The organism is Streptomyces sp. ISL-43, assembly GCF_018614195.1.
Classification (GTDB): domain Bacteria; phylum Actinomycetota; class Actinomycetes; order Streptomycetales; family Streptomycetaceae; genus Streptomyces.
Map to the genome: position 1 here is coordinate 19,956 of NZ_JAGGOT010000051.1, position 20,980 is coordinate 40,935.

Sequence of the window (20,980 nt, forward strand, 5' to 3'; positions counted from 1 at the left end):
GCTGGTGACCGACTGGCCCGGTGCGCACCTCTTCAGCCAGGTTTGTCGGACGTGGCCCGGTCCGCCGTACCGGGACCGGTGGGGGACGCCGGTCCGTCGGGGCCGCGGGGCCGGGCGCCGCAGCGATCAGGCCAGCCGACGGCCGGGGCGGGGACCGGTGGTGAGTGCACCGAACTTGCCACCGTCACATCCGCCCCCTCGACGGCCGTCCGGCCGGACTTGTTGAGTCATGCCGTGGTTCGGCGCGATTCGCGAACCGAGTCGTCTGTCATCCCGTTTCGAGGAGACTTCATGCGCATGATTCGACCTGCCCTCGCCCTCGGCGCCACCGCCCTCGCGCTGGCGACGGCCGCCGCCGGACCGGTTTCGGCCGCCGAGCCGTCGCCCTTGCCGGCACCCAAGTCCCCCACGTTCTGCACGTACATCGTCGACACCGGCGAGGGCGGCTGCTTCGCGACCAAGGCCCAGGCCGCCGAACTGGGCGCGCGGGCCGACTACAAGGACCTCGGGCGGATCTGGAGCGACGCCAACTCCGGCGGCAGCGAGTTCACCTTCCGGGGGAGCGTCGGCTGCAACTGGCGCTACCCCGAGTTCAAAGACCTCGGCAAGTGGGGCTGGAACGACATCGTGAGCTCGGCCCAGGGCATCACCTGCCCGATCACCCTCTGGGAGCACAAGGACTTCCGCGGCGCCCACCAGACGTACTACGGCTACAACGCGTACGTCGGCGACGGCATGAACGACAAGGCCACCTCGGTCAGTTTCGACGTCCGCTGAACCGTCGCCGACGACACGTCGGCCCGCTGATCGGCTGATCCGCCGGGTCCGCCGGTCTCCGACCGTGGTGGGTGCGCCCCGCGTGCCGTCGCGCGCCCGCCGCGGCCCGGAGACCGGGAGATCCGGCCGTCGCTCAGCCGGCGGCGGTGACGCCGGTCAGCTGCTCCGCGATGACCTCGGCGGACGGGAACCTCATGCCGAGCGTCGAGACGTGCTTCCAGTGCAGGGTGCCGTCCGGCGCGATGACGAAGACGGCCCGCCGCAGGCCGATCACGGGCGCGGCGATGCCCAGGGCGCGGGCCACCTCCCGGTCGGTGTCGGCGAGCAGCGGCATCCGCAGACCGCGGGCCCGCGCGAAGGCCTCGTGGCTGTCGACGCCCTGCGGGCTGATGCCCCACACCTGGGCACCGCAGGCGCCGAGCGCCTCCAGCCCGTCGGAGTAGGAGCACAACTGCGCTGTGCACACGGGGGTGTTGTCGCCGGGGTAGAAGGCGAGAACGACCGGGTTCCCGCGCTGCTCGCCGAGCGAGTACCGCCCTCGTACGAAGGCGTCTTCGGTGAGCTGACCGCCGGGGAGCGAGAAATCGCCCACGGCGTCGCCCACGTCCGGGATTCGGGTCACGATGGCCGCACCTCTCTGTCGTCGAGGGGCGTACGGTACCCGGTCGCGCCCGCCGCGTCGCCGGCCGGAGGCTGCGGGCGGGCGGGCGCGGACGGCCCGGCGCGGTCCGGCTCAGCGGCGGTGCATCGTGTGCAGGGCTTCGAGGAGCACCTTGGGATCGTGGCCGCCCTTGTAGACCGGGGGCGGCTGCCGGTCCAGGTGCAGCAGCCGGGCCACGGCGGCCCAGGCGGTGCGCACCGAGTACTCGACGGTGAACACCACGTCGTCGGGGACCTCGGCGTACTGGCCGATGAAGGCCAGGTTGGTGGACCCCTCGGGGACGACCTCGGGCCGGTCGCCCGCCTTGCGGACCAGGAACTGGCTGGTGATGTACGGCATGAGGGCCGGCCGCACGACGGAGGACTCCAGGATCTGCTCGCTCTGCTCGAGGCGCAGGTGTCCGAGCACCTCGGTGAGGATCTCCCGGCCAGTGCACTCGGCCATGGTCTTGCCCACGTGGTCGCCGGCCTTGTCCGGGAACAGGGCGTAGCCCCACCAGACGTATGTGTCCTCGGGCTGCTCGTGGAAGTGCGGCTGGTGGTTGAGGACGATGGTGAGCAGCCAGCCGGAGTCCTTGAAGGTGATCAGCCCGCCCTTCCCGGCCTCGCTGCCGGAGAACTCCTCCATGGCCTTGAAGAAGGTCGGGTCCTGGGTGGTGACGGTGAAGGATCCCCAGGTGGAGTCCGCGACGGAGGAGACGAAGACCGAAGGGTCGCCCAGGCCGGGGCGCTTGGCCGCCAGGGTCTGCCACAGGCGCCACGAAGCGTCGGGGGCGGAGGCGTCCGGTACGGCGGGGCTGTCGGTGGAGCCGAGGGTCGAGTTCGCGGTCATCGAACCGTTGGTGACGAACACCAGGTCCTCGGGGGCGACGGGGATGCGCTCGGCGGCGCCGTCGCGCGTACAGGCGAGCGAGGTGACGGTGATGGCGTCGCCCTGGGCCAACTCCACATCGGTCACGGTGGTGTTCATCGAGAACACGACGCCGTTGCTCCGCAGCCAGGACTGGAGCGGGCGCACGATCGAGTCGTACTGGTTGAACCGGGTGCGGTAGATGCCCGACATGGTGTCGAAGGTCTTGAACAGGTGCGCGAACCGGTTGAGGTAGCGCCGGAACTCGATCGCCGAGTGCCAGGGCTCGAAGGCGAAGGTGGTGCACCACATGTACCAGAAGTTCGTGGTGAAGAACGCCGGGGCGAAGCAGTCGGAGATGCGCTTGCCGTCGAGGCGCGACTCGGGGGTGGCCACGCACGCGACCAGGTCGAGCCGGTCGCGCTCGGAGAACCCCATCGAGCGGGTGTCGACCCGGCGGCCGGCGGAGTCGACGAGGCGGGCCTTGTCGTTCCAGGCGAAGTCCTCGTGGAAGGCGAAGGTGTCCTCGGTGACCGAGGTACCCGGCGCGTCCAGGGAGGGGATGGAGCTCAGCAGGTCGTAGGTGCACTCGAAGTGCAGCTCGAACATCCGCCCGCCGCGCATGGTGTAGCCGTTCTCGGGGTCGCCCGCCGCGTCCAGGCTCCCGCCCGTGCGGTTCCGGGCCTCCAGGATCGTGATGTCCGAGCCCTCGAACCGGCCTTCCCTGATCAGCAGCGCCGCCGCCGACAGGGAAGCGATACCGGCACCCACCAGATAGGCCTTGGCCACGACGCGTCTCCGCTCACCGGGGTCCGCGCCGGCCCCGGTCGGCCGCGCGGTCACCCGGCCAGCCCACCACCCGCCACGGCCCGTCGCGACCGGGGGTGGGCCATTGGGCGGGTGGAGCGGGCGGAGCGGGTCCGGGGGAGCCCTCAGTACGGCCCTCCGCGGAAGTACACGGACCGTGCCGGGCGCGGGCGGTCGCCGCGTTCGTGCGCGGCGTCGGACCGGTCGGCGGGGGAGTGGCGCCGGGCCAGGGCGCGGAGCGCGTCCAGGCCGGCCAGGACCTCGGAGCGGTTGCCGGCGGTCTTCATCCAGGCGGGCAGCCGGGGGAACATCGCCCGGGTCGGGCTCCCGGTGCCGCGCTCGCGCAACCGGGCGCCGACGTAGGCGGCCAGCGCGTCTACGTGCTCCTCGTTGTAGGCCCACAGGACGCGGCCGGCGCAACGGGTCTGCAGCCACAGGGGCCGCCGGAAGAAGGGGTCCTCGGTGCCGCCGAGGACGGCGCCCCGCAGCCCGGCTCCCCGCACTTCGGCCTCCCACTCGGCGAGGGCGCCGCAAGGGGAGCAGGTCATGCGACGGGGCCGGAACAGCAGCTCGGTGTAGTAGGCGAGCTCGGGAAGACCGGGCCGGGGCGCGACCAGCGCGCAGCCGCCGCACCGCGGGCAGACCACGAGCATCCGCTCGGCGAAGCGGTCCAGGGCGAAGCCCGGGTCGCGGTGCCGGGACGGTTCGCTTCGCGGTTCGGAGTCCATGGCGGCACGATGCCAGGCCGGCGGGCGGTGACTCGCGGCGGGGTGGATCCGTCCCGCACCGCGACGGCAACACCGCCCGCTACCGCGGCCCAGGACCCGGACTTCGCCCACCCCGAAACCCCCGCCTGCCTGGGACGGGCGGCCGCCGCGCCGGCCGCCGACCCCACGTCATGGCGAAGTCCGGCCGGGCGCCGGCCACTTGGGGCTGTGCCGGGAGTACGGGTGTACCGACACCGACGGCACGCAGCCGGACTTCGCCGCCCACTGGGCCTGGAATCCGGAAGAGGAGTACGGGCCGCTCGGCGCCCCGCCGTGACTCCTGCCGGGGGCGGTTCATCCGCATGGTGAGATGCGTTGCCGCGGAGCGGCGGCCGCGTGCCAGACTCTGCCGCATGTCGCGCCAGCTGATTATTAGCGCCGGCGTGCCGGCCCCGAGCTGACCGCGATGCCCCCAGCAGCTCACCGCCCGCACGCAGACCTCTCGCATCCGCGAGGGGTCTTCTTGTTTTCCGGGACCACGCGCCCTCTCGCTCTGCGAACCTCTCAACCCGGTCGGCAAAGCCCCCGCCCCAGGACAGGAGCCCACCACTCATGACCCGCAGCGATGTTCTCCCCGCCGTCTCCGCCGTCTCAGCCGTCTCCGCCGTCCCCGCCGTGCGTACCGTGCGGGCCGGTGACCCCGCCTGTCACACGCTGACCGTCACCGTCCAGGACGGCGGACACGCCCTCACCCGCATCGCCGCGATGCTCAACAACCTCTCCGTCAGGGCGCTTTCCTTCAGGGCCTCCGAAGGCGGCGGCCTCGCGGTCTGCGAGATCGTCGTACCCGCCACCGACTCGCCGCGCGCCCAGGCCAAGCTGCTCCGCTGCGTGGAGGTCGTCGGCGTCACGGCCCGCCTGGCGTCGGACCTTCCGGTCGGCTGAACGGCCCCCGCCGTCCGGCGGCTCCGCTGGTCGACGCCTCTTCGAGCGGCTTACTTGACTGACCGTTCCAGTATCCCCTACAGTATCGAACGTGGCCAGGACCAAGGAATTCGATCCGGACGCCGCGCTGCAGTCAGCCCTGGAGCTGTTCTGGCAGCGCGGTTACGAAGCGACGTCGATGGCGGACCTCGTCGAGCGTCTCGGCATCGGACGTGCCAGCATCTACGCCACCTTCGGCAACAAGCACGAGCTGTACCTGAAGGCGCTGGACCGCTACAACGAGAACCGCGACCCGGTCCTGCTCCGCGAACTGTCCCAGCCGGGACCCGCGCTGCCGGCCGTGCGGGCGGTGGTACGCCGCTTCGCCGCCGAGGCGAGTTCCGGCAGCCGGCGGCTTACCGGCTGCTTCGTGACCAATACGGCCGCGGAGCTGGGGGCGGACGACCCGGTGGCGGCCCGCAGGGTCGAGGCGAGCTGGAACCACATCGAGACCCTGATCCACTCGGCGCTGGCCCGGGCCCACGCGCAGGGCGAACTGCCCGCGGACCGCGATCCGCGCGCACTGGCCCGGATGCTGCTGGTGCTCATGCAGGGCCTGCGGGTCGTCGGAAAGGTGTCGGACGACCCGGGCCGGGTGCGCGACGCGGCGGAGCAGGCCCTGGTGCTGCTCGACTGAATCGCACCTCCCTCCGGGAGGTTGTTTTATGGGGTCATTCTGGAATGTACGATCAAGTTTAGGGGGAGTCATGACCGTCACTCAAAGCGAGAACACCACGACCGGGCACACCACGACCGGGCATGCGGCGACCGCAGCCGCGGCGACCGGAGCGGCCGGACCTGCCACCGGCCCCGCCTTCGCGCTGCTCGGCACCGTTCAGATGTCACTGATCTTCGCGCTCACCTCGCTCGTGGTGCCGCTGCCCACGATCGGCCGAGAGTTCTCCCTGGCCCGCGACGACCTGATCCTCCTCAGCGCCGCCTACGGGCTGACCTTCGCCGGCCTCCTGCTCTTCGGCGGCCGGCTCGCCGACCGGTTCGGCGGCCGCCGCGTGCTGAGCGCCGGACTGCTCGTCTTCGCCGTCGCCTCCCTCGCCGCGCCGCTCGCCCAGGGGCCTGGGATCCTGCTCGCCGCCCGCTTCGCCCAAGGGGTGGGCGCCGCGCTCACCGCGCCCGCCGCCATGGCCGTACTGCGCGCCGTCTTCCCCCAGCCCGCCGCGTACGGGAGGGCGATGGCCACCTGGGGCGGCCTCTCGGTCCTCGGTGCGACCGCCGGGAACCTGCTCTCCGGGGTGATCTCCGCACTGGCCGGCTGGCGACTGTCCTTCGCCGTCCCGGTCGCGGTGGCCGTCACCGCCCTCGTCCTCGCCCCCCGGCTGCTGCCCGCCACCCCGGCGGGCGCGGGCCGCTCGCTGGACCTGCCGGGCGCACTGCTGGCCACCACCGGAATCAGCCTGGCCAGCTACGGCCTCGTCCTCACCGACGCCCACTCCTGGGGTTCGAGCACCGTCATGGTCTCCCTGCTCACCGCGGCCGCGCTCCTCCTGGCCTTCCCGCTCGTCGAGCGCCGGGCCCGGGACCCGCTGCTCCCGCTCGGATTCCTCCGCGACCGGCGCCGGGTCCTGGCCCTCTCCGCCATCGGCCTGACCGCGGCCGGTACGGCCACGACCTTCGTCCTCCTCTCGCTCCACCTCCAGCAGGACCTCGGCTGGTCGGCGCTGCGCACCTCCGCCGCCTTCGTCCCCTTCGCCGTGGTGCTGCTCGCCGCCGGCCGGGCGGCAGGCCCGCTCGTCGCCCGGTACGGGGCTCCGCTCGTCAGCACGGCCGGGCTCGTGACCGCGGCGGCCGGCCTCGCGCTCCTCGCGCTCACCGGTCTGGCCGCGGACATCCCGTACGCCTACGGCCTCCTCCCCGGCCTGGTCCTGTTGCCGGCCGGCGCCGCCGCGGCCTTCGCGGGCGCCGCGGTGGTGGCCACCGACGGGGTGGAGCCGCACCAGGCGGGACTCGCGGGCGGCGTCATGAACACCGCGATGGAACTCGGTCCGACGGTCGTCTTCGCCGCCGTGCTCGCCCTCGGCTCCGACACGATCTCGCTCGCGGTGTCGGCGGTCGCCTTCGCCGCCGTCGCCTTCCTCAACAGCCGGGTCAAGTAACCGGACACCGGGGCCGGCCCCCCACGGACCGGCCGCCGCGACCGGTGACCACCACGGTCACCGGTCACCGCTCAACAGCCACCGAACACCAGTCACCGAACAGGGGATCCACCACCATGTCCGCACGTTTCACCGGCAAGAGCGTCCTCGTCACCGGCGGGGGTTCCGGAATCGGACGGGCCGTCGCCCTCGCCTTCGCCGCCGAAGGGGCCTCGGTCGTCGTGGCGGGGCGCAGCGCCGCACCGCTCGACGAGACCGTCGCACTGATAGAGGAGGAGGGCGGCACCGCCGCCGCGGTGACCGCGGACGTGACCCGCTCCGAGGACGTACGGGCCTTGATCCGCAGCACCGTCGAACATTTCGGCAGCCTCGACGTCGCCGTGAACAACGCGGGCGTCTTCCGAGGCGGCGCGCCCGTCGCCGACCTCCCCGAGGAGGACTGGCGCACCCTCCTCGACGTCAACGTCACGGGTGTGCTGTTCAGCCTCCAGGCCGAAATCGCCCGGATGCGGGAGCAGCCCGCCGGCGGGGCGATCGTCAACGTCTCCTCGAACCTCGGCGCGCACGCCCGTATCCCGGGGGCGGCCGGCTACGTGGCCACCAAGGCGGCCGTCTCCGCCCTGACCCGGGCCGCGGCCTTGGACCACATCGCCGAGGGTGTCCGCATCAACGCGGTCAGCCCCGGTCCGTCCGCCACGTCGATGTCGCTGCGGCGGGGCGAGAGCGACGCCGATCGCGCCGCCCGGATGAAGGACGAATCGCCGCTGGGCCGGGTGTCCTCCACCGCCGAGGTCGCGGCGGCCGTGCTCTACCTGGCCTCATCGGACGCCGCCTCCGTGGTCGGCACCGACCTGGTGATCGACGGCGGCGTGGCGGCCTGAAGGCCCAGCGGCCCGGCACCCGGGGCCGTCCAGCGGGCGTGAGGCGCCGGAAACGGCTTCGGCCCCCTTGACGCCAGGGCGTCAAGGGGGCCGAACCATTCGTAGCGGGGACAGGATTTGAACCTGCGACCTCTGGGTTATGAGCCCAGCGAGCTACCGAGCTGCTCCACCCCGCGTCGTTGATGCCACTGTACGGGACGTCCGGCGGGCCTCCCGCCACTCGCGCCGGCGGGGGCCCGCCACCGCTCCGCAATATCTGTGCTCGCGAAGACAGAATTGAATACGGCGTGCGGTAAGAATTTCTGGGCCCGTGAAGGAGCGGCCTAATTTGCGGGCCCATCCGGATCGGGCGTGCTACTGTGGTTTCAGTTGCAGTTGTGGTTCCCAAAATTTCAGCACCCTCGCCGGCTCTTCACTGAGCGGCGCGAGTGTTCTAGTTTTTCCGGTGTTTTCCGGGCTGGGCAATCATTCGGCGACTCGAGATCCGTACAGTGCGGATCTCTGGGCTGTGCCCCGAAGGAGATTTACCATGGCTAATGGCACCGTGAAGTGGTTCAACGCGGAAAAGGGTTTCGGCTTCATCGAGCAGGAGGGCGGCGGTCCTGACGTCTTCGCCCACTACTCGAACATCGCCTCCCAGGGCTTCCGCGAGCTCCAGGAAGGCCAGAAGGTCAGCTTCGACATCGCGCAGGGCCAGAAGGGCCCGACCGCTGAGAACATCGTCACCGTCTGACGTTCAAGCGTAAACACGTAGCTGGGGCCCGCACCTTGGGGTGCGGGCCCCAGCTCGTTGCGTTTTCCCGGCTCCGCCGGCCTCACCCGGCCCGCGTGAGCGGCGCGACGGCGCAAGCCTTCGACGCGCCACCTCTGTTCGGCCGACGGATTCACTCCTCGGCTCCCCGCCCGCACGCGATCGCCCTTCACATCGGCGCGCAGTGCGGTGCCCCTTTCCTGACGGGCCGGTCGCAGTTCATTCCGGCTCCGCCATATCTGATTATTGCTCCGGCTCATTCTTGTGATTCGTCGTGCGGCTCGTATTCCGCTGCCGAGAATTCCTCGATGTGTGCCGTATCGAGGAAGGTTCTGCATGAACCGTACGACTCGCATGAATGACCGTTCTTCCCGCACCCGCACGGGCGGTGGCTCCTCCGGTTCCTACGGTGGCTCCTCCTCCGGCTCTTACGGCGGTTCCTCCTCCGGCTCTTACGGCGGCTCCTACGGCGGTTCCGCCGGGTCCGCCGGCCGAGGGAGCCGTTTCGGCTCGTCGGCCCCCAGCCGGTCCGGCGGCCCGAAGCGCTCCAGTGGTGGTTACGGTGGCGGTGGCGGCGGCCGCCGCTCCGCGCCGCAGGGCGAGTTCGCCCTGCCGGTGACCGTGGTCCCGGGGCTGCCCGCCGTCGAGGCGTTCGCCGACCTCGCCATGCCGGCCCAGCTGCTCACCGCGCTCACCGCCGAAGGCGTGACCACGCCGTTCCCGATCCAGGCCGCCACGCTGCCCAACACGCTCGCGGGCCGGGACGTCATGGGCCGCGGCCGCACCGGCTCCGGCAAGACCCTGGCCTTCGGCCTCGCGCTGCTGGCCCGTACGGCCGGCCAGAGCGCCGAGCCGGGTCGCCCGCTCGCGCTGATCCTCGTACCCACGCGTGAACTCGCGCAGCAGGTCACGACGGCGCTCACCCCCTATGCCCGCGCGGTGAAGCTGCGCATGGCCACCGTCGTCGGCGGCATGCCGATCCACCGGCAGGCCGGCGCGCTGCGCGCCGGGGCCGAGGTGGTCGTGGCCACGCCCGGCCGTCTGAAGGACCTCATCCAGCGGGGCGACTGCCGGCTGAACCAGGTCGCCATCACCGTCCTGGACGAGGCCGACCAGATGGCCGACATGGGGTTCATGCCCCAGGTCACCGCGCTGCTCGACCAGGTGCGTCCCGAGGGCCAGCGGATGCTGTTCTCCGCCACGCTCGACCGCAACGTCGACCTGCTGGTCCGCCGCTACCTGACCGACCCCGTCGTGCACTCCGTCGACCCCTCGGCCGGCGCCGTCACCACGATGGAGCACCACGTCCTGCACGTGCAGAGCTTCGACAAGCAGGCAGCCACGACCGAGATCGCCGCCCGAGAGGGCCGCGTGATCATGTTCCTGGACACCAAGCACGCCGTGGACCGGCTGACCGAGCACCTGCTGAGCAGCGGCGTGCGCGCCGCGGCCCTGCACGGCGGCAAGTCGCAGCCCCAGCGCACGCGTACGCTGGCGCAGTTCAAGACCGGGCACGTCAGCGTGCTGGTGGCCACCAACGTCGCCGCCCGGGGCATCCACGTCGACAACCTCGACCTCGTCGTCAACGTGGACCCGCCGACCGACCACAAGGACTACCTGCACCGCGGCGGCCGTACCGCCCGGGCCGGCGAGTCCGGCAGCGTGGTCACCCTGGTGCTGCCCAACCAGCGCCGTGAGATGACCCGTCTGATGGCCGCCGCCGGGATCACCCCGCAGACCACCCAGGTCCGCTCCGGCGAGGCCGAACTGAACCGGATCACCGGCGCTCAGGCACCGTCCGGCATCCCCGTCGTCATCACCGCGCCCGTCACCGAGCGCGCCAAGCGCTCGACCAGCTCCTCCCGGGGCCGGCGCAGCCGTCCCGCACAGGACCGGCGCAGCCGCACGGGCACGGCGCCCAGGGGTTCCGAGGGCCGTTCGGCCCTCGCCGCAGCCGCGTAGATCGCCCGGACAGTCCCCAGACCGGTTCTCTGCTACCTGTGAGGCATCATGCGCTGCGTCATCGCCCGCTTTCCGTTCGACCTGACCAAGAGCGGGGTCCTGGACTCGATGAAGGGCGTCAAGCCCGAACCCATCACGGGTGAGTCGGTGGTCATCGGCCGTCGCGTCTACCCCGTCAAGCAGGTGGGTGCCGTCATCACCCGCCAGGACCGCCGCGACTTCACCGCCGGTGAGGTGATCAGGGCCCTGAGCGCGCTGGGCTTCACCTGCCGCGTGCTCGCCCCGGAGCCCGCGCCCGCCGACGCCCTGACCCCGGTCCAGAAGGCGTCCGCGCTGCTCGGCGCCCCCACCGGCGCCTAAGCCCTGTCGTCGAAGTGGCGCCTGGCCCGCGACGCGGGCCTTACCAGCTCCACTTTGATGACACGCCTTAGGGCGTAGCGAACACCACGTACGGCCCCGAGGGCCCCGATCGGCAGCAGCCGACGGGGCCCTCGGTGCTGTGCGCGAACCGTTCCCGGCTATGCCCGGGTCCAGCGCGGGCCCGCCGGGGCGGGATCCGGTGGCGGCTCGGCTCCGTCCAGGCGCAGGCTGCGCAGCGTGGCGTCCGTCTCGCGCTGGAAGTGCGCGTAGGTGATCAGCCGTTCCCACAGCGGGTCCGGCCGGCCGGGAACGGTGGCGCCGCGGGCTTCCCACTCGCGGGCGAGCTGTTCGAAGAGGGCCGCCCCGCCGGCCGGGACGGCTCTGCCCGGCCCCGGCTGCTGCCGGGGGATGCCCCGGGCCGTCACGGCGGGGCTGCGCTCGGGTGCCCGGTGCCGGGCCGGGGACGGGGAGACGGCGTGTGGAGTACCCATGCCCGCCCCAACGATTCTGCGCGTCCACGGGCACGCTCCCGGCACCGCCGGACGCGGCCCGGACGGCGCCGCGGCGGGCGCGCACGGCCTCGTGGAGGGACCGCAGGGGAACGGGGCCCGGCAAATGGTGTTGAATTTCCCTCGGGGCCCTGGTGCCGTACGGCAGCAGGGCCCTCGACGCGTCCCCACAAACGAGGTGAAAGTGACACCAGAGAATTCGCTCGGCCGTCTCGACGACGACGATTATCCGGCCTACACCATGGGCCGGGCCGCCGAGATGCTCGGCACCACACCGGGCTTCCTTCGCGCGATCGGCGAAGCCCGGCTGATCACCCCGCTGCGCTCCGAGGGCGGCCACCGCCGTTACTCCCGCTACCAGTTGCGCATCGCGGCCCGCGCCAGGGAACTCGTCGACCAGGGGACGCCCATCGAGTCCGCCTGCCGCATCGTCATCCTCGAGGACCAGCTGGAGGAAGCCCAGCGGATCAACGCCGAGTACCGGCGGGCGGCGGGCGGCGACTCCGAGGCGTGAGTCAGCCGAGGCGGGTCGGTGAGGAGGCCGCCGGCGCCAGGACGCGGGGGGCGCCGGTGCCGTCGGCCGGAACGGTCCAGAGGTCGGTGGTGTCCACCGATCCCTCGGCGGGCAGGGCGTAGGCGAGGGTGCGGTCGTCGAGCCAGAGGGCCTGGTCGTCCACGCTGCGCTTCTCCGCGAGCGGCTGCTCGCGCAGGGTCCGCAGGTCCAGGACGTGCTCCCGCCACAGGGACGCGCCGCGCTGCACGCGCTTCTTGTACGCGACCCGGGTCTCGTCGGGGGACAGGGACGGGCACTCGACATTCTTGGCGAGGGTGGTGACGCTGCGCCGCGAGATCGAACCCCTCACCAGGTACGTCTGGCCGTTGGTGCCGAGCGTGGCGTAGAAGGTGTCGTCGTCCTTGGAGAACGTCACGCCCCAGAAGTTCACGTCCCCCGCGCTGTAGGGCCGGCCGTCCAGCTCGATGGCGAACTTCTCCAGGTCCGCTTCGAGCGTGCCGGTGCGGGTGTCCGCGATCGAGGTGCGGGTGGAGAAGAACGCGGCGCCGTAGGACTCTCCGGCGACGAAGACGGTCCAGGCGGCGAAGCGCCCGCTCGGGGAGACCCGGGCCCGGGAAGGGGTCCCCGCGAGGGGGAAGCTGCGCAGCGTACGCAGCTCCGAGTCGACGATGAGCGCCCGGTTGTCCTGGGCGAGCGCGCCGGGGGAGGAGCCGAGGCAGACGCCGGTGCCGGCCGCCGCGTGGAAGCGCCGGCACTTGAGGTCCGAGGCGGTCCGCCCGGCCTGGGGCGACTTGGCCGGTACCGAGACGAGGGCACCGCGGTGCGGTCCCTGCGCGCCGTTGAGGAAGGCCAGCCCGTCCTGCCGGTCGAGCGCGACCGGTCCCTCGGTCGCCGTCGGATCGCCCTCCCGGGTCTGCTCGGAGCGGGCGGCGGCGCGCACCACCATCGCGCCGGCCAGGCCGCCGAGGAGCAGCACGGCCAGGGCGAGTACGAGCAGCCGGCGTGAGCGGGTCATCGGGTTCCTCGGGGGCGTCGTGGGTGCGGGGTCCGGGTCCGGTCGGCAGCGCCGTCCGGGGCCGTGGGGCGGAGTACGAATCCGGCGACGGCCGCGCAGCAGCACAGGCCGGCCGCCGCGGCGGCGAGCGCCGGGCCCGACCCCAGAAGCGTCCACGCGCCGCCGAAGGCCAGCGAGCACCCGAAGCGGGACAGCGCCTGGCCGGTGCCGACGAGCGCGATTCCGGTCGCCCGCAGCTTCGCCGGGACGGTCGCGGCGACCGCGGCGGGCAGCACCCCGTCGGTGGCGGCGTAGAACATGCCGTGCAGCACGAGGACCAGGTAGGGCAGGGCGGGCCAGCCGGGGGCCCACAGGAGCAGTCCGTATCCGGCCAGCAGGAGTGCGTGCCCGGTCAGGAACACGGTGCGGCGGCCGATCCGGTCGGCGAGGGCGCCGGCCGGCACGGCCAGCAGCAGGAACACGGCGGCGGTGCCCAGGGGGAGGAGCGGGAACCACTGCTCGCCGATGCCGGTGCGGTCCTGGAGCAGCAGGTAGAGGAAGGCGTCGCTGACGGTCGTCAGGCCCAGCAGGGCGGCGCAGGCCGCCAGGGCGCGCAGCCGGGGCAGGCGCAGGAGGGCCAGGGCCTCGCGCACGTCGACCGCGGCCGGCTTCGGGGCGGCGGGGGCGGCGGAGTCGCCGGAGTCCGGTTGCGGGGGAGCGGCGGGGCGCGGGCGGGCCGGGGCGGGATTCCCGTCCGGGGCGGCGCCGGACGGGACGAACAGCACGAGCACCACGACGCCGAGTGCGGCGACGCAGGCACTCACCCCGAAGACGGCGTCGTACCCGTCGACGGTCAGGCTCAGGATGAAGAAGGCGGCGAGGGGGCCGAGCAGTGCGCCGGTGGTGTCCATGGCGCGGTGCACGCCGAAGGCGCGGCCTTGTGACTCGACAGGTGTGGAAAGGGAGATGAGCGCGTCGCGCGGGGCGGTGCGCAGGCCCTTGCCGGTGCGTTCCAGGGCGAGGACCACGCCCACCGGGCCGAGGCTGTGGGCGAGCAGCAGCAGAGGCTTGCACAGGGCGGACAGGCCGTAGCCGATGCCGGCGATCAGCTTGTGGTTGCGGATCCGGTCGGCGAGGTGGCCGCCGGTCAGCTGCACCAGTGCGCTGACCCCGTTGTACAGGCCGTCGAGCGCGCCGAAGCCCAGCGGGCTCAGGCCCAGTCCGGCGACCAGGTAGAGCGGCAGGACGGCGGTCACCATCTCGGAGGAGATGTCGGTGATCAGGCTGACCGAGCCCAACGCGAGGACGGCCGAGGCGACCGCGGGGGCCCGGACGGGGCTGCCGTCCGGTGCGGTCTTCGCGCCCCCCGGCGCGGAGCGGTCCGCGAGGTACATGCTCTCGAGCTCCCGGTGCAGACGGTCTGAGCCACTCGTACGTACGAATGGCACCCTAATGGTCGTACGGGCCAACTGGGCTTGGTACGGCCCGATCCGGCCGCGTACCGGGACTCAGCCCTGTCGGCTGCTCTCGTCGCGCAGCCAGGTGGAGAAGTCCCCGGTCCGGATGGCCTTGCGGGCGCCCCGGCGGGCCGCGAGGGCCGCCATCACGAACACGACGACCCCGGGGAGCAGCCGCGGCTGGTCGCGGAGCAGCGCGCGCAGGTCTCCCGTACCGGTGCGCGCGGACGGCACGGACGACGGCTGTCCGGAAGGCCGCGCGGCCTGGAAGCGCTCCAGCTCGGCGGACGAAGTCGCCGCCCGGACGCGCCGTTTGATCAGATCGGCCCAGGTGCGCGGCGGGTGCACCACGACCCGGGCCGCCTCGACCACGCTCCGCTCTCCCGGCGCGAAGGCGAGGGAGGCGGCCAGGTCGTCCGCCATCAGCGGAGGCAGGGCGGCGATCCGCGCGTGCCCCGGTTCGGACACCGCGATGACCCCGCGCCCGAACAGCCCCTCGCGGACGGCCGGGAGCCGCTGCCAGACCCGGTAGTACGCCCGGACCGGCCAGGCGCAGCCGGCCAGCGGGATGTCGCGCCCGGGGGCCGCGGCGAGCAGCCGCGGACTGTCGGCGAGGGCGCCGGCCAGGGCCCGCACGTCGGCGGCCCCGACTTCGACGTCGGCGTCCACGTACAGCCGGGGAAAGCCCCGGGCGTGCTCGTCACCGGCCCGAAGTGCCAGGTGTTTGGAGGGAGTCGGGATCTCCACCACGCGTACGCGGGGGCCGCGCGCGCCCGCCACCGCGGCGGTGTCGTCCGTACAGCCGTTGCACACCACGACGATGTCGGGCCCGGAGGCGGGGGCGTCGGCCAGGAGCGCGTCGAGGAGCCGGCCGATGACCCGGCCCTCGTTGTGGGCCGGGATCACGATGCTGGTCACCCCGGAAGTATGCATGGCCGAACGCCTGTACCGACCGATTCCTCCAACTCTCCCCGGGGGTACGCCCGGTGGTCTAGATTGAACGCAGCCGACCGGATTCGGCGTGCTTCGGCGACGCCATGATCCGATCGGAGCAGGGAAGTTGAGTTATCGGGGACGGGTACGGCGGCTTGGGGGAACAGGCCGCCTGCCCGGGGCCGGACCGGCGCGTGGGGTGCCGGACGGTCGGGGGGCGGAAGTACGTGGAACACGTACGGCATCGGTCGTGGGGGCCATCGCCGTCGGGCGGGTCGCACACGGGTCGCGCAGGCGGCCCGGCCTGCCGTCGACGGCACCCCCTTCCTTCGCACGCGTCCCGGCCATGGGTCGTCGACACGCCCGCGGGCGTGCGCGGAAGGAAAGGGAACGCTGTGAAGGACACCGCGAAGGACCTCGGGCGGGGCGCCGGAGCCGCAGGCGGGGGGCCGACGGAGCCGTTAGGCGTAGCCGTCGTCGGCGCGGGCTACTGGGGCCCCAACCTGGTCCGCAATTTCCAGTCCAGCCCGGGGTTCCGGCTGCGCTGGCTCTGCGATCTCAACGTCGACCGGGCCCGGCAGGTTCTCGGCGGCTACTCCACGGTCCAGGCGACCTCGGACTACGAGGCGGTCCTCGCGGACCCGGCCGTCGACGCCGTCGCCGTGGCCACCCCGGCCGGCACCCATCTCGACGTCGCGCTGGCGGCCCTGCGCGCCGGCAAGCACGTCCTGGTGGAGAAGCCCCTCGCCGCCACGTACGAGGACGGGCTGCGGCTGGTGACCGAGGCCGAGGAGCGCGGCCTGACCCTCATGTGCGACCACACCTACTGCTACACCCCGGCGGTGGCCCGCATCCGGGACATGGTCCGCTCCGGCGAACTCGGCGAGATCCAGTTCGTGGACTCGGTCAGGATCAACCTCGGGCTGGTCCAGAAGGACGTCGACGTCCTGTGGGACCTGGCTCCCCACGACCTCTCGGTCCTCGACTTCATCCTCCCGGAGAACGTCCGTCCGGTCGCCGTGGCCGCTCACGGCGCCGACCCGATAGGCGCCGGCCAGTCCTGCGTCGCCTATCTGACGCTCCAGCTGAACACCGGTGCCATCGCCCACGTGCACGTCAACTGGCTGTCCCCGGTGAAGGTCCGCACCACGATGGTCGGCGGCTCCAAGCGGACCCTGGTGTGGGACGACCTCAACCCCACCCAGCGCGTCGCGGTGTTCGACCGGGGCGTGGACCTGACGGCTCCGCAGGAGATCGGCGCGGACGAGCGCCGGGACATGCTCGTCTCCTACCGGACCGGCGACATGGTGGCGCCCGCGCTCGGCGAGAAGGAGGCCCTGCGCACCATGGTCGAGGAGTTCGCCTCCGCGATCAGGGCGGGGCGGCCGGCGCTGACCGACGGCCGGGCGGGCCTGCAGGTGCTCGACATCCTCGAAGCGGCTTCCCGGAGCCTGGAGTTCCGTGGCGCGGTCGTCGGACTGCGCACGGGGCGTTGACCGTCCACGAAGCCTTCGGGCCCGGCGCCGCGCGCGGTGCGGCGGCGGGCCCGACCGGTGACACCATGACCGACTCAGTAGGGGCAGGACGTTGAGCAGCGTACGAGGCAAGAGGATTCTGGTCACCGGCGGAGCGGGCACGATCGGCTCGCACCTGGTGGACCTGCTGGTGGACAACGGGGCGCGCGAGATCGTGGTGCTCGACAACTTCGTGCGGGGGCGCACCGCCAACCTGGCCCGCGCCCTGCCGAGCGGCGTGGTGGACCTGGTCGAGGGCGATATCCGGGACGTCGCCGCGGTGCGCAAGGCGACCGAGGGAGCCGACCTGGTCTTCCACCTGGCGGCGATCCGGATCACCCAGTGCGCGGAGGAACCGAGGCTGGCGAACGAGGTGATGGTCGACGGCACCTTCAACGTGCTGGAGGCCGCGGCGGCCGCCGGGGTGGGCAAGGTCATCGCCTCCTCCTCGGCCTCGGTGTACGGGATGGCGGAGTCCTTCCCGACCACCGAGCGCCACCACGCGTACAACAACGACACCTTCTACGGGGCGGCGAAGGCCTTCAACGAAGGCGTGCTGCGCAGCTTCCACGCCATGTACGGGCTGGACTACGTCGCGCTGCGCTACTTCAACGTGTACGGCCCCCGGATGGACATCCACGGGCTGTACACCGAGGTGCTGATCCGGTGGATGGAGCGGATCGCGGCGGGCGAGCCGCCGCTGATCCTCGGCGACGGCACCCAGACCATGGACTTCGTCCACGTCAGGGACATCGCGAGGGCCAACCTGCTCGCCGCCGAATCCGACCTGACCGACGAGGTGTTCAACGTCGCGAGCGGCTCGGAGACCAGCCTGCTCGACCTGGCGAACGGCCTGCTGGAGGCCATGGACGCCGAGGGGATGGTGGCGGAACACGGGCCGGCCCGCGCCGTGAACGGGGTGACCCGGCGGCTCGCGGACACCTCGGGAGCCACGGAGCGCCTCGGCTTCACGGCCGACATCGACCTGCGCGCGGGACTGCGGGACCTGGTGGACTGGTGGCGCGCCGAGCGCGCGGCGGACGCCGCCGCCGCCGCTTCGGGTGCCGGTGCCGGCGAGGTTCCCGCCGGGGAGGCCGGCCGATGAGCGCCGGGACCGCACCCGCCCAGGACGGGCCGGCCCGCATCCCGGTCATGATCCCGTGGCTCGGCGAGGACGAGGCGCGGGCGGCCGCCGACGCGGTCCTCTCCGGCTGGGTCGCCCAGGGCCCCAGGGTCGCGGAGTTCGAGCGGGCCTTCGCCGAGCGGGTGGGCGCCGAGCACGGCATCGCGGTGAGCTCGTGCACCACCGCCCTGCACCTGGCGCTGATCGCACTGGACCTCGGTCCGGGCGACGAGGTGGTCGTGCCCTCGCTGTCGTTCATCGCCACGGCCAACGCGGTGCGCTACGTGGGCGCCGACCCGGTGTTCGCGGACGTCGAGGAAGCCACCGGGAACCTGACCCCGGCCACCGTCGACGCGGTGCGCACCCCGCGCACGAAGGCGGTGCTCGCCGTCCACCAGGGCGGGGTCCCGGCGGACGTGCACGCCCTGCGCGAGGCCTGCGCCGACTGGGGTGTACCGCTGGTGGAGGACGCCGCCTGCGGCATCGGCGCGACCGTGGGGGGCAAGTCGGTCGGCCACGGCGCCCTGCTGGCCGCCTGGTCCTTCCACCCCCGCAAGGTGATCACCACCGGCGAGGGCGGCATGGTGACCACGGACGACGCCGAGTGGGCCCAGCGGCTGCGCCGGCTGCGCGAGCACGGCATGAACGTGTCCGCCGCGCAACGGCACGCGAGCAGCAAGCCGATCACCGAGAGCTATCTGGAGGTCGGCTACAACTACCGGATGACCGACATCCAGGCCGCGGTCGGCCTGGTGCAACTGGGCAAGCTGGACGCGATCGTGGCCCGCCGGCGCGAACTGGCCGCCCGCTACGAAGAGCTGCTCGCCGGGATCCCCGGCCTGCGCCCCGTCCGGGACCCCGGACACGGCGAGGGCAACTTCCAGTCGTACTGGGTGCTGCTGGCCGAGGACTTCCCGGTCGGCCGGGACGAACTGCTCGCGGTACTGGCCGAGGCCGGGATCTCCGCCCGGCGCGGGATCATGGCCTCGCACCTGGAGCCGGCGTACGCCGGGCACGGGGCGGCGGCGCTGCCGGTGACCGAACGGATCAGCCGCGACTCGCTGATCCTGCCGCTGTTCCACACGATGACCCGGGACCAGCAGGACCGGGTGGTGGCGGCGCTGCGCGGACAGGCCGGCGGATGAGCGGGGCGGGCGGGCCGGCCGGGCGGGCCGACGCGGTCGGTCAGGGCGGTCCGGCCGGTCAGAGCGGTCCGGACACCGCGGAACTGCTGATCGTCGGCGCGGGCGGCTTCGCCCGGGAGACCGCCCAGGCCGTACGGGACGCGGCCGCCGCGGACCGGCGGCTGGGCCGCGCCCCGCGCTGGCGGCTCGCCGGACACCTGGACGACGACCCGGCCCTGCACGGCCGGGACGTCGACGGCACGGCGGTGCTGGGCGGCTGCGACCTGGCGCACGGCATGCCGGCCGCCCGGGTGGTCGTCTGCGTCGGCAGCCCGCGCGACTACGCCGTACGGGCCCGCCTGGTGCGCCGCCTGGCCCTGCCCGAGAGCCGCTACGCGACGGTGGTGCACCCCACGGCGGCGGTCTCGGAGTCCTCCGTGCTCGGCGCGGGCTCGGTGCTGCTCGCGCACTGCGTGCTGACCGCGGCCGTACGGCTCGGGTCCCACGTGGCGGTGATGCCGCACGCGGTCCTCACCCACGACGACGCGGTCGGGGACTTCGCGACGCTCGCCTCGGGGGTCCGCCTCGGGGGCGGGGTACGGCTGGGCCGGGGGGCCTACGTGGGCGCGGGCGCGCTGGTGCGGGAGTACACCACGGTCGGTGCCTGGTCGCTGACCGGAATGGGAAGCACGGTCCTGACCGACGTGCCGCCCGGCGAGGTGTGGGCCGGAAGCCCGGCCCGCCGGCTGCGCGAGGCGGGGGGCCCGGCGCTCGACGAGCTGCGGGCCGATGAGTCGGAGACCGGCCGGAGGCCGGGGACACGGATGGGGAGCACAGCCGGATGAACCAGATACCGCTCGTCGACCTGAAAGCCGCGCACGCCGAGGTCGCGGAGGAGATACGCGCCGGATTCGACCGCGTGCTCGCCGGCACCGCCTTCATCGGCGGTGAGGAGGTCCGCGCCTTCGAGCGCGAGTACGCCGCCTTCGCCGGAGTCGGCCACTGCGTCGGCGTGGCCAACGGCACCGACGCACTGGAACTGGCCCTGCGCGCCAGCGGGGTGGGCGTCGGCGACGAGGTCGTGCTGCCGGCCAACACATTCGTCGCCACCGCCGGCGCCGTGGCCCGGATCGGCGCACGGCCGGTCCTCGTGGACTGCGTCCCCGACACCCTGCTGATCGACCCGCAGGCCGCGCTCGACGCCGTCGGCAAGGCCACCCGCGCGGTGGTCCCCGTCGACCTGTACGGGCAGTGCGCCGCCGCCGCGGAGCTGGCCGAGCGGCTGCCGTCGCACGTCAGGCTCGTCGAGGACGCCGCGCAGAGCCAGGGCGCCACCCGGGACGGCCGTTCCCCCGGCACGGGCGGGATCGCCGCGACCAGCTTCTACCCGGGCAAGAACCTGGGCGCGTACGGGGACGCCGGCGCGGTGGTGACCGACGACGAGGAGACCGCCGACCTCGTGCGCGCGCTGGCCAACCACGGCGGCGTCGCCAAGTACCGGCACGACGTGGCCGGCTTCAACAGCCGGCTGGACGGTCTGCAGGCCGTGGTGCTGCGCGCGAAGCTGGCCAGGCTGGCCGACGGCAACGCGGCCCGCAGGGCCGCCGCCGCCCGGTACGACGGGCTCCTGGGCGACCTGGCGGCCACCGGACGACTGACCCTGCCGGTCACGGCGCCGGGCAACGTCCACGTGTGGCACCTGTACGTGGTCCGGGTCCACGACGCCGACCGCGACGCGGTCGTCGGCAAGCTGAACGCGGAGGGGATCGGCGCCGGCGTGCACTATCCCTCCCCGGTCCACCTCACTCCGGCCTTCGGCCACCTCGGGCACGGCCGCGGGGACTTCCCGCACGCCGAGCAGGCCGCCGACCGGATGCTCTCCCTCCCGCTCTTCCCGCAGATCACTCCCGCGGAGCAGCAGAGGGTCGTGGGCGCGCTCATCGACGCCCTGCGCTGACGCAC

Annotated in this window: 21 protein-coding genes and 1 tRNA gene; 14 read left to right on the forward strand and 8 right to left on the reverse strand. The window is 73.0% G+C overall.

Features of this window, described 5'->3' with window-relative positions; all coding sequences use genetic code 11:
• Positions 1-291: 291 nt before the first annotated feature.
• Positions 292-777 (forward strand): hypothetical protein, encoded by a 486-nt coding sequence (locus J7F03_RS27285; RefSeq protein ID WP_214954001.1) that lies wholly within the window; start codon positions 292-294, stop codon positions 775-777.
• Positions 778-910: 133 nt separating this feature from the next.
• Here J7F03_RS27285 and J7F03_RS27290 read toward each other — a convergent pair whose 3' ends face one another.
• The 3 genes from J7F03_RS27290 to J7F03_RS27300 form a co-directional block, all read right to left on the reverse strand.
• A complete protein-coding gene (locus J7F03_RS27290) occupies positions 911-1,399 on the reverse strand; it encodes a peroxiredoxin (protein WP_214954004.1) in 489 nt (162 codons plus the stop codon).
• Between the two features lie 111 nt (positions 1,400-1,510).
• A complete protein-coding gene (locus J7F03_RS27295) occupies positions 1,511-3,076 on the reverse strand; it encodes an oleate hydratase (protein ID WP_214954006.1) in 1,566 nt (521 codons plus the stop codon).
• Between the two features lie 143 nt (positions 3,077-3,219).
• On the reverse strand, positions 3,220-3,822 hold the full coding sequence (locus tag J7F03_RS27300) for a hypothetical protein (protein ID WP_214954008.1): 603 nt from the start codon (positions 3,820-3,822) through the stop codon (positions 3,220-3,222).
• Between the two features lie 591 nt (positions 3,823-4,413).
• Between J7F03_RS27300 and J7F03_RS27305 the strand changes: the two genes are divergently transcribed.
• The 4 genes from J7F03_RS27305 (at position 4,414) to J7F03_RS27320 (ending at position 7,777) form a co-directional block, all read left to right on the forward strand.
• A complete protein-coding gene (locus tag J7F03_RS27305; RefSeq protein ID WP_214954010.1) occupies positions 4,414-4,746 on the forward strand; it encodes a hypothetical protein in 333 nt (110 codons plus the stop codon).
• A 91-nt stretch (positions 4,747-4,837) separates the two neighbouring features.
• Entirely contained in the window at positions 4,838-5,422 is a 585-nt protein-coding gene (locus tag J7F03_RS27310) for a TetR/AcrR family transcriptional regulator (protein WP_214954012.1), read from the forward strand.
• 70 nt (positions 5,423-5,492) lie between these two features.
• A complete protein-coding gene (locus J7F03_RS27315) occupies positions 5,493-6,896 on the forward strand; it encodes an MFS transporter (protein ID WP_214954014.1) in 1,404 nt (467 codons plus the stop codon).
• A 116-nt stretch (positions 6,897-7,012) separates the two neighbouring features.
• Positions 7,013-7,777, forward strand: a complete 765-nt coding sequence (locus J7F03_RS27320) for an SDR family NAD(P)-dependent oxidoreductase (RefSeq protein WP_214954016.1) — start codon at positions 7,013-7,015, stop codon at positions 7,775-7,777.
• A 102-nt stretch (positions 7,778-7,879) separates the two neighbouring features.
• Here J7F03_RS27320 and J7F03_RS27325 read toward each other — a convergent pair.
• Positions 7,880-7,953 (reverse strand) — tRNA-Met (locus J7F03_RS27325).
• 353 nt (positions 7,954-8,306) lie between these two features.
• Between J7F03_RS27325 and J7F03_RS27330 the strand changes: the two genes are divergently transcribed.
• The 3 genes from J7F03_RS27330 to J7F03_RS27340 all read left to right on the forward strand — a co-directional run bounded on the left by J7F03_RS27330 (position 8,307) and on the right by J7F03_RS27340 (position 10,850).
• Positions 8,307-8,510: a cold-shock protein gene (locus J7F03_RS27330; protein WP_214954018.1), complete on the forward strand. Its 204-nt coding sequence runs from the start codon at positions 8,307-8,309 to the stop codon at positions 8,508-8,510.
• 354 nt (positions 8,511-8,864) lie between these two features.
• Entirely contained in the window at positions 8,865-10,490 is a 1,626-nt protein-coding gene (locus J7F03_RS27335; protein ID WP_214954020.1) for a DEAD/DEAH box helicase, read from the forward strand.
• Between the two features lie 48 nt (positions 10,491-10,538).
• Complete coding sequence (locus tag J7F03_RS27340; protein WP_214954022.1) at positions 10,539-10,850, forward strand: SCO5918 family protein; 312 nt, start codon at positions 10,539-10,541, stop codon at positions 10,848-10,850.
• Positions 10,851-11,008: 158 nt separating this feature from the next.
• Here the strand turns inward: J7F03_RS27340 and J7F03_RS27345 are convergent, their stop codons facing one another.
• The gene (locus tag J7F03_RS27345) at positions 11,009-11,341 is read right to left on the reverse strand and encodes a hypothetical protein (RefSeq protein WP_214954024.1); all 333 of its coding nucleotides are present in this window, start codon (positions 11,339-11,341) and stop codon (positions 11,009-11,011) included.
• Positions 11,342-11,600: 259 nt separating this feature from the next.
• Here J7F03_RS27345 and J7F03_RS27350 point away from each other — a divergent pair, with 259 nt between their 5' ends.
• Positions 11,601-11,873, forward strand: coding sequence for a MerR family transcriptional regulator (locus tag J7F03_RS27350; RefSeq protein WP_251072585.1), 273 nt, complete (start codon positions 11,601-11,603; stop codon positions 11,871-11,873).
• A gap of 1 nt (position 11,874) precedes the next feature.
• Here the strand turns inward: J7F03_RS27350 and J7F03_RS27355 are convergent, their stop codons facing one another.
• From J7F03_RS27355 to J7F03_RS27365, 3 genes are all read right to left on the reverse strand, one after another.
• Positions 11,875-12,888 carry a TolB-like translocation protein gene (locus tag J7F03_RS27355; protein ID WP_214954029.1) on the reverse strand — a complete coding sequence of 338 codons (1,014 nt, stop codon included), beginning with the start codon at positions 12,886-12,888 and terminating at the stop codon, positions 11,875-11,877.
• The gene (locus J7F03_RS27360) at positions 12,885-14,261 is read right to left on the reverse strand and encodes an MFS transporter (protein ID WP_214954031.1); all 1,377 of its coding nucleotides are present in this window, start codon (positions 14,259-14,261) and stop codon (positions 12,885-12,887) included. The genes J7F03_RS27355 and J7F03_RS27360 overlap by 4 nt, the downstream gene beginning before the upstream one ends.
• Positions 14,262-14,375: 114 nt before the next feature.
• On the reverse strand, positions 14,376-15,242 hold the full coding sequence (locus tag J7F03_RS27365; protein ID WP_308379989.1) for a glycosyltransferase: 867 nt from the start codon (positions 15,240-15,242) through the stop codon (positions 14,376-14,378).
• A 410-nt stretch (positions 15,243-15,652) separates the two neighbouring features.
• Here J7F03_RS27365 and J7F03_RS27370 point away from each other — a divergent pair, with 410 nt between their 5' ends.
• The 5 genes from J7F03_RS27370 to J7F03_RS27390 all read left to right on the forward strand — a co-directional run bounded on the left by J7F03_RS27370 (position 15,653) and on the right by J7F03_RS27390 (position 20,975).
• Positions 15,653-16,753 (forward strand): Gfo/Idh/MocA family protein, encoded by a 1,101-nt coding sequence (locus J7F03_RS27370; protein ID WP_214954035.1) that lies wholly within the window; start codon positions 15,653-15,655, stop codon positions 16,751-16,753.
• 91 nt (positions 16,754-16,844) lie between these two features.
• Positions 16,845-17,876 carry an NAD-dependent epimerase/dehydratase family protein gene (locus J7F03_RS27375; protein ID WP_214954037.1) on the forward strand — a complete coding sequence of 344 codons (1,032 nt, stop codon included), beginning with the start codon at positions 16,845-16,847 and terminating at the stop codon, positions 17,874-17,876.
• A complete protein-coding gene (locus tag J7F03_RS27380) occupies positions 17,873-19,039 on the forward strand; it encodes a DegT/DnrJ/EryC1/StrS aminotransferase family protein (RefSeq protein WP_214954039.1) in 1,167 nt (388 codons plus the stop codon). The genes J7F03_RS27375 and J7F03_RS27380 overlap by 4 nt, the downstream gene beginning before the upstream one ends.
• A complete protein-coding gene (locus J7F03_RS27385) occupies positions 19,036-19,863 on the forward strand; it encodes a NeuD/PglB/VioB family sugar acetyltransferase (protein ID WP_214954041.1) in 828 nt (275 codons plus the stop codon). Before J7F03_RS27380 ends, J7F03_RS27385 begins: the two co-directional genes overlap by 4 nt.
• The gene (locus J7F03_RS27390) at positions 19,860-20,975 is read left to right on the forward strand and encodes a DegT/DnrJ/EryC1/StrS aminotransferase family protein (RefSeq protein ID WP_214954043.1); all 1,116 of its coding nucleotides are present in this window, start codon (positions 19,860-19,862) and stop codon (positions 20,973-20,975) included. Before J7F03_RS27385 ends, J7F03_RS27390 begins: the two co-directional genes overlap by 4 nt.
• The last annotated feature ends 5 nt before the right edge of the window (positions 20,976-20,980 follow it).

Coding starts and splice junctions, on each gene's coding strand:
- J7F03_RS27385 (WP_214954041.1), top strand. CDS start 19,036: ATGAGCGGGGCGGGCGGGCCGGCCGGGCGGGCCGACGCGGTCGGTCAG.
- J7F03_RS27330 (WP_214954018.1), top strand. CDS start 8,307: ATGGCTAATGGCACCGTGAAGTGGTTCAACGCGGAAAAGGGTTTCGGC.
- J7F03_RS27390 (WP_214954043.1), top strand. CDS start 19,860: ATGAACCAGATACCGCTCGTCGACCTGAAAGCCGCGCACGCCGAGGTC.
- J7F03_RS27320 (WP_214954016.1), top strand. CDS start 7,013: ATGTCCGCACGTTTCACCGGCAAGAGCGTCCTCGTCACCGGCGGGGGT.
- J7F03_RS27300 (WP_214954008.1), bottom strand. CDS start 3,822: ATGGACTCCGAACCGCGAAGCGAACCGTCCCGGCACCGCGACCCGGGC.
- J7F03_RS27335 (WP_214954020.1), top strand. CDS start 8,865: ATGAACCGTACGACTCGCATGAATGACCGTTCTTCCCGCACCCGCACG.
- J7F03_RS27355 (WP_214954029.1), bottom strand. CDS start 12,888: ATGACCCGCTCACGCCGGCTGCTCGTACTCGCCCTGGCCGTGCTGCTC.
- J7F03_RS27345 (WP_214954024.1), bottom strand. CDS start 11,341: ATGGGTACTCCACACGCCGTCTCCCCGTCCCCGGCCCGGCACCGGGCA.
- J7F03_RS27285 (WP_214954001.1), top strand. CDS start 292: ATGCGCATGATTCGACCTGCCCTCGCCCTCGGCGCCACCGCCCTCGCG.
- J7F03_RS27380 (WP_214954039.1), top strand. CDS start 17,873: ATGAGCGCCGGGACCGCACCCGCCCAGGACGGGCCGGCCCGCATCCCG.
- J7F03_RS27340 (WP_214954022.1), top strand. CDS start 10,539: ATGCGCTGCGTCATCGCCCGCTTTCCGTTCGACCTGACCAAGAGCGGG.
- J7F03_RS27315 (WP_214954014.1), top strand. CDS start 5,493: ATGACCGTCACTCAAAGCGAGAACACCACGACCGGGCACACCACGACC.
- J7F03_RS27305 (WP_214954010.1), top strand. CDS start 4,414: ATGACCCGCAGCGATGTTCTCCCCGCCGTCTCCGCCGTCTCAGCCGTC.
- J7F03_RS27360 (WP_214954031.1), bottom strand. CDS start 14,261: ATGTACCTCGCGGACCGCTCCGCGCCGGGGGGCGCGAAGACCGCACCG.
- J7F03_RS27350 (WP_251072585.1), top strand. CDS start 11,601: ATGGGCCGGGCCGCCGAGATGCTCGGCACCACACCGGGCTTCCTTCGC.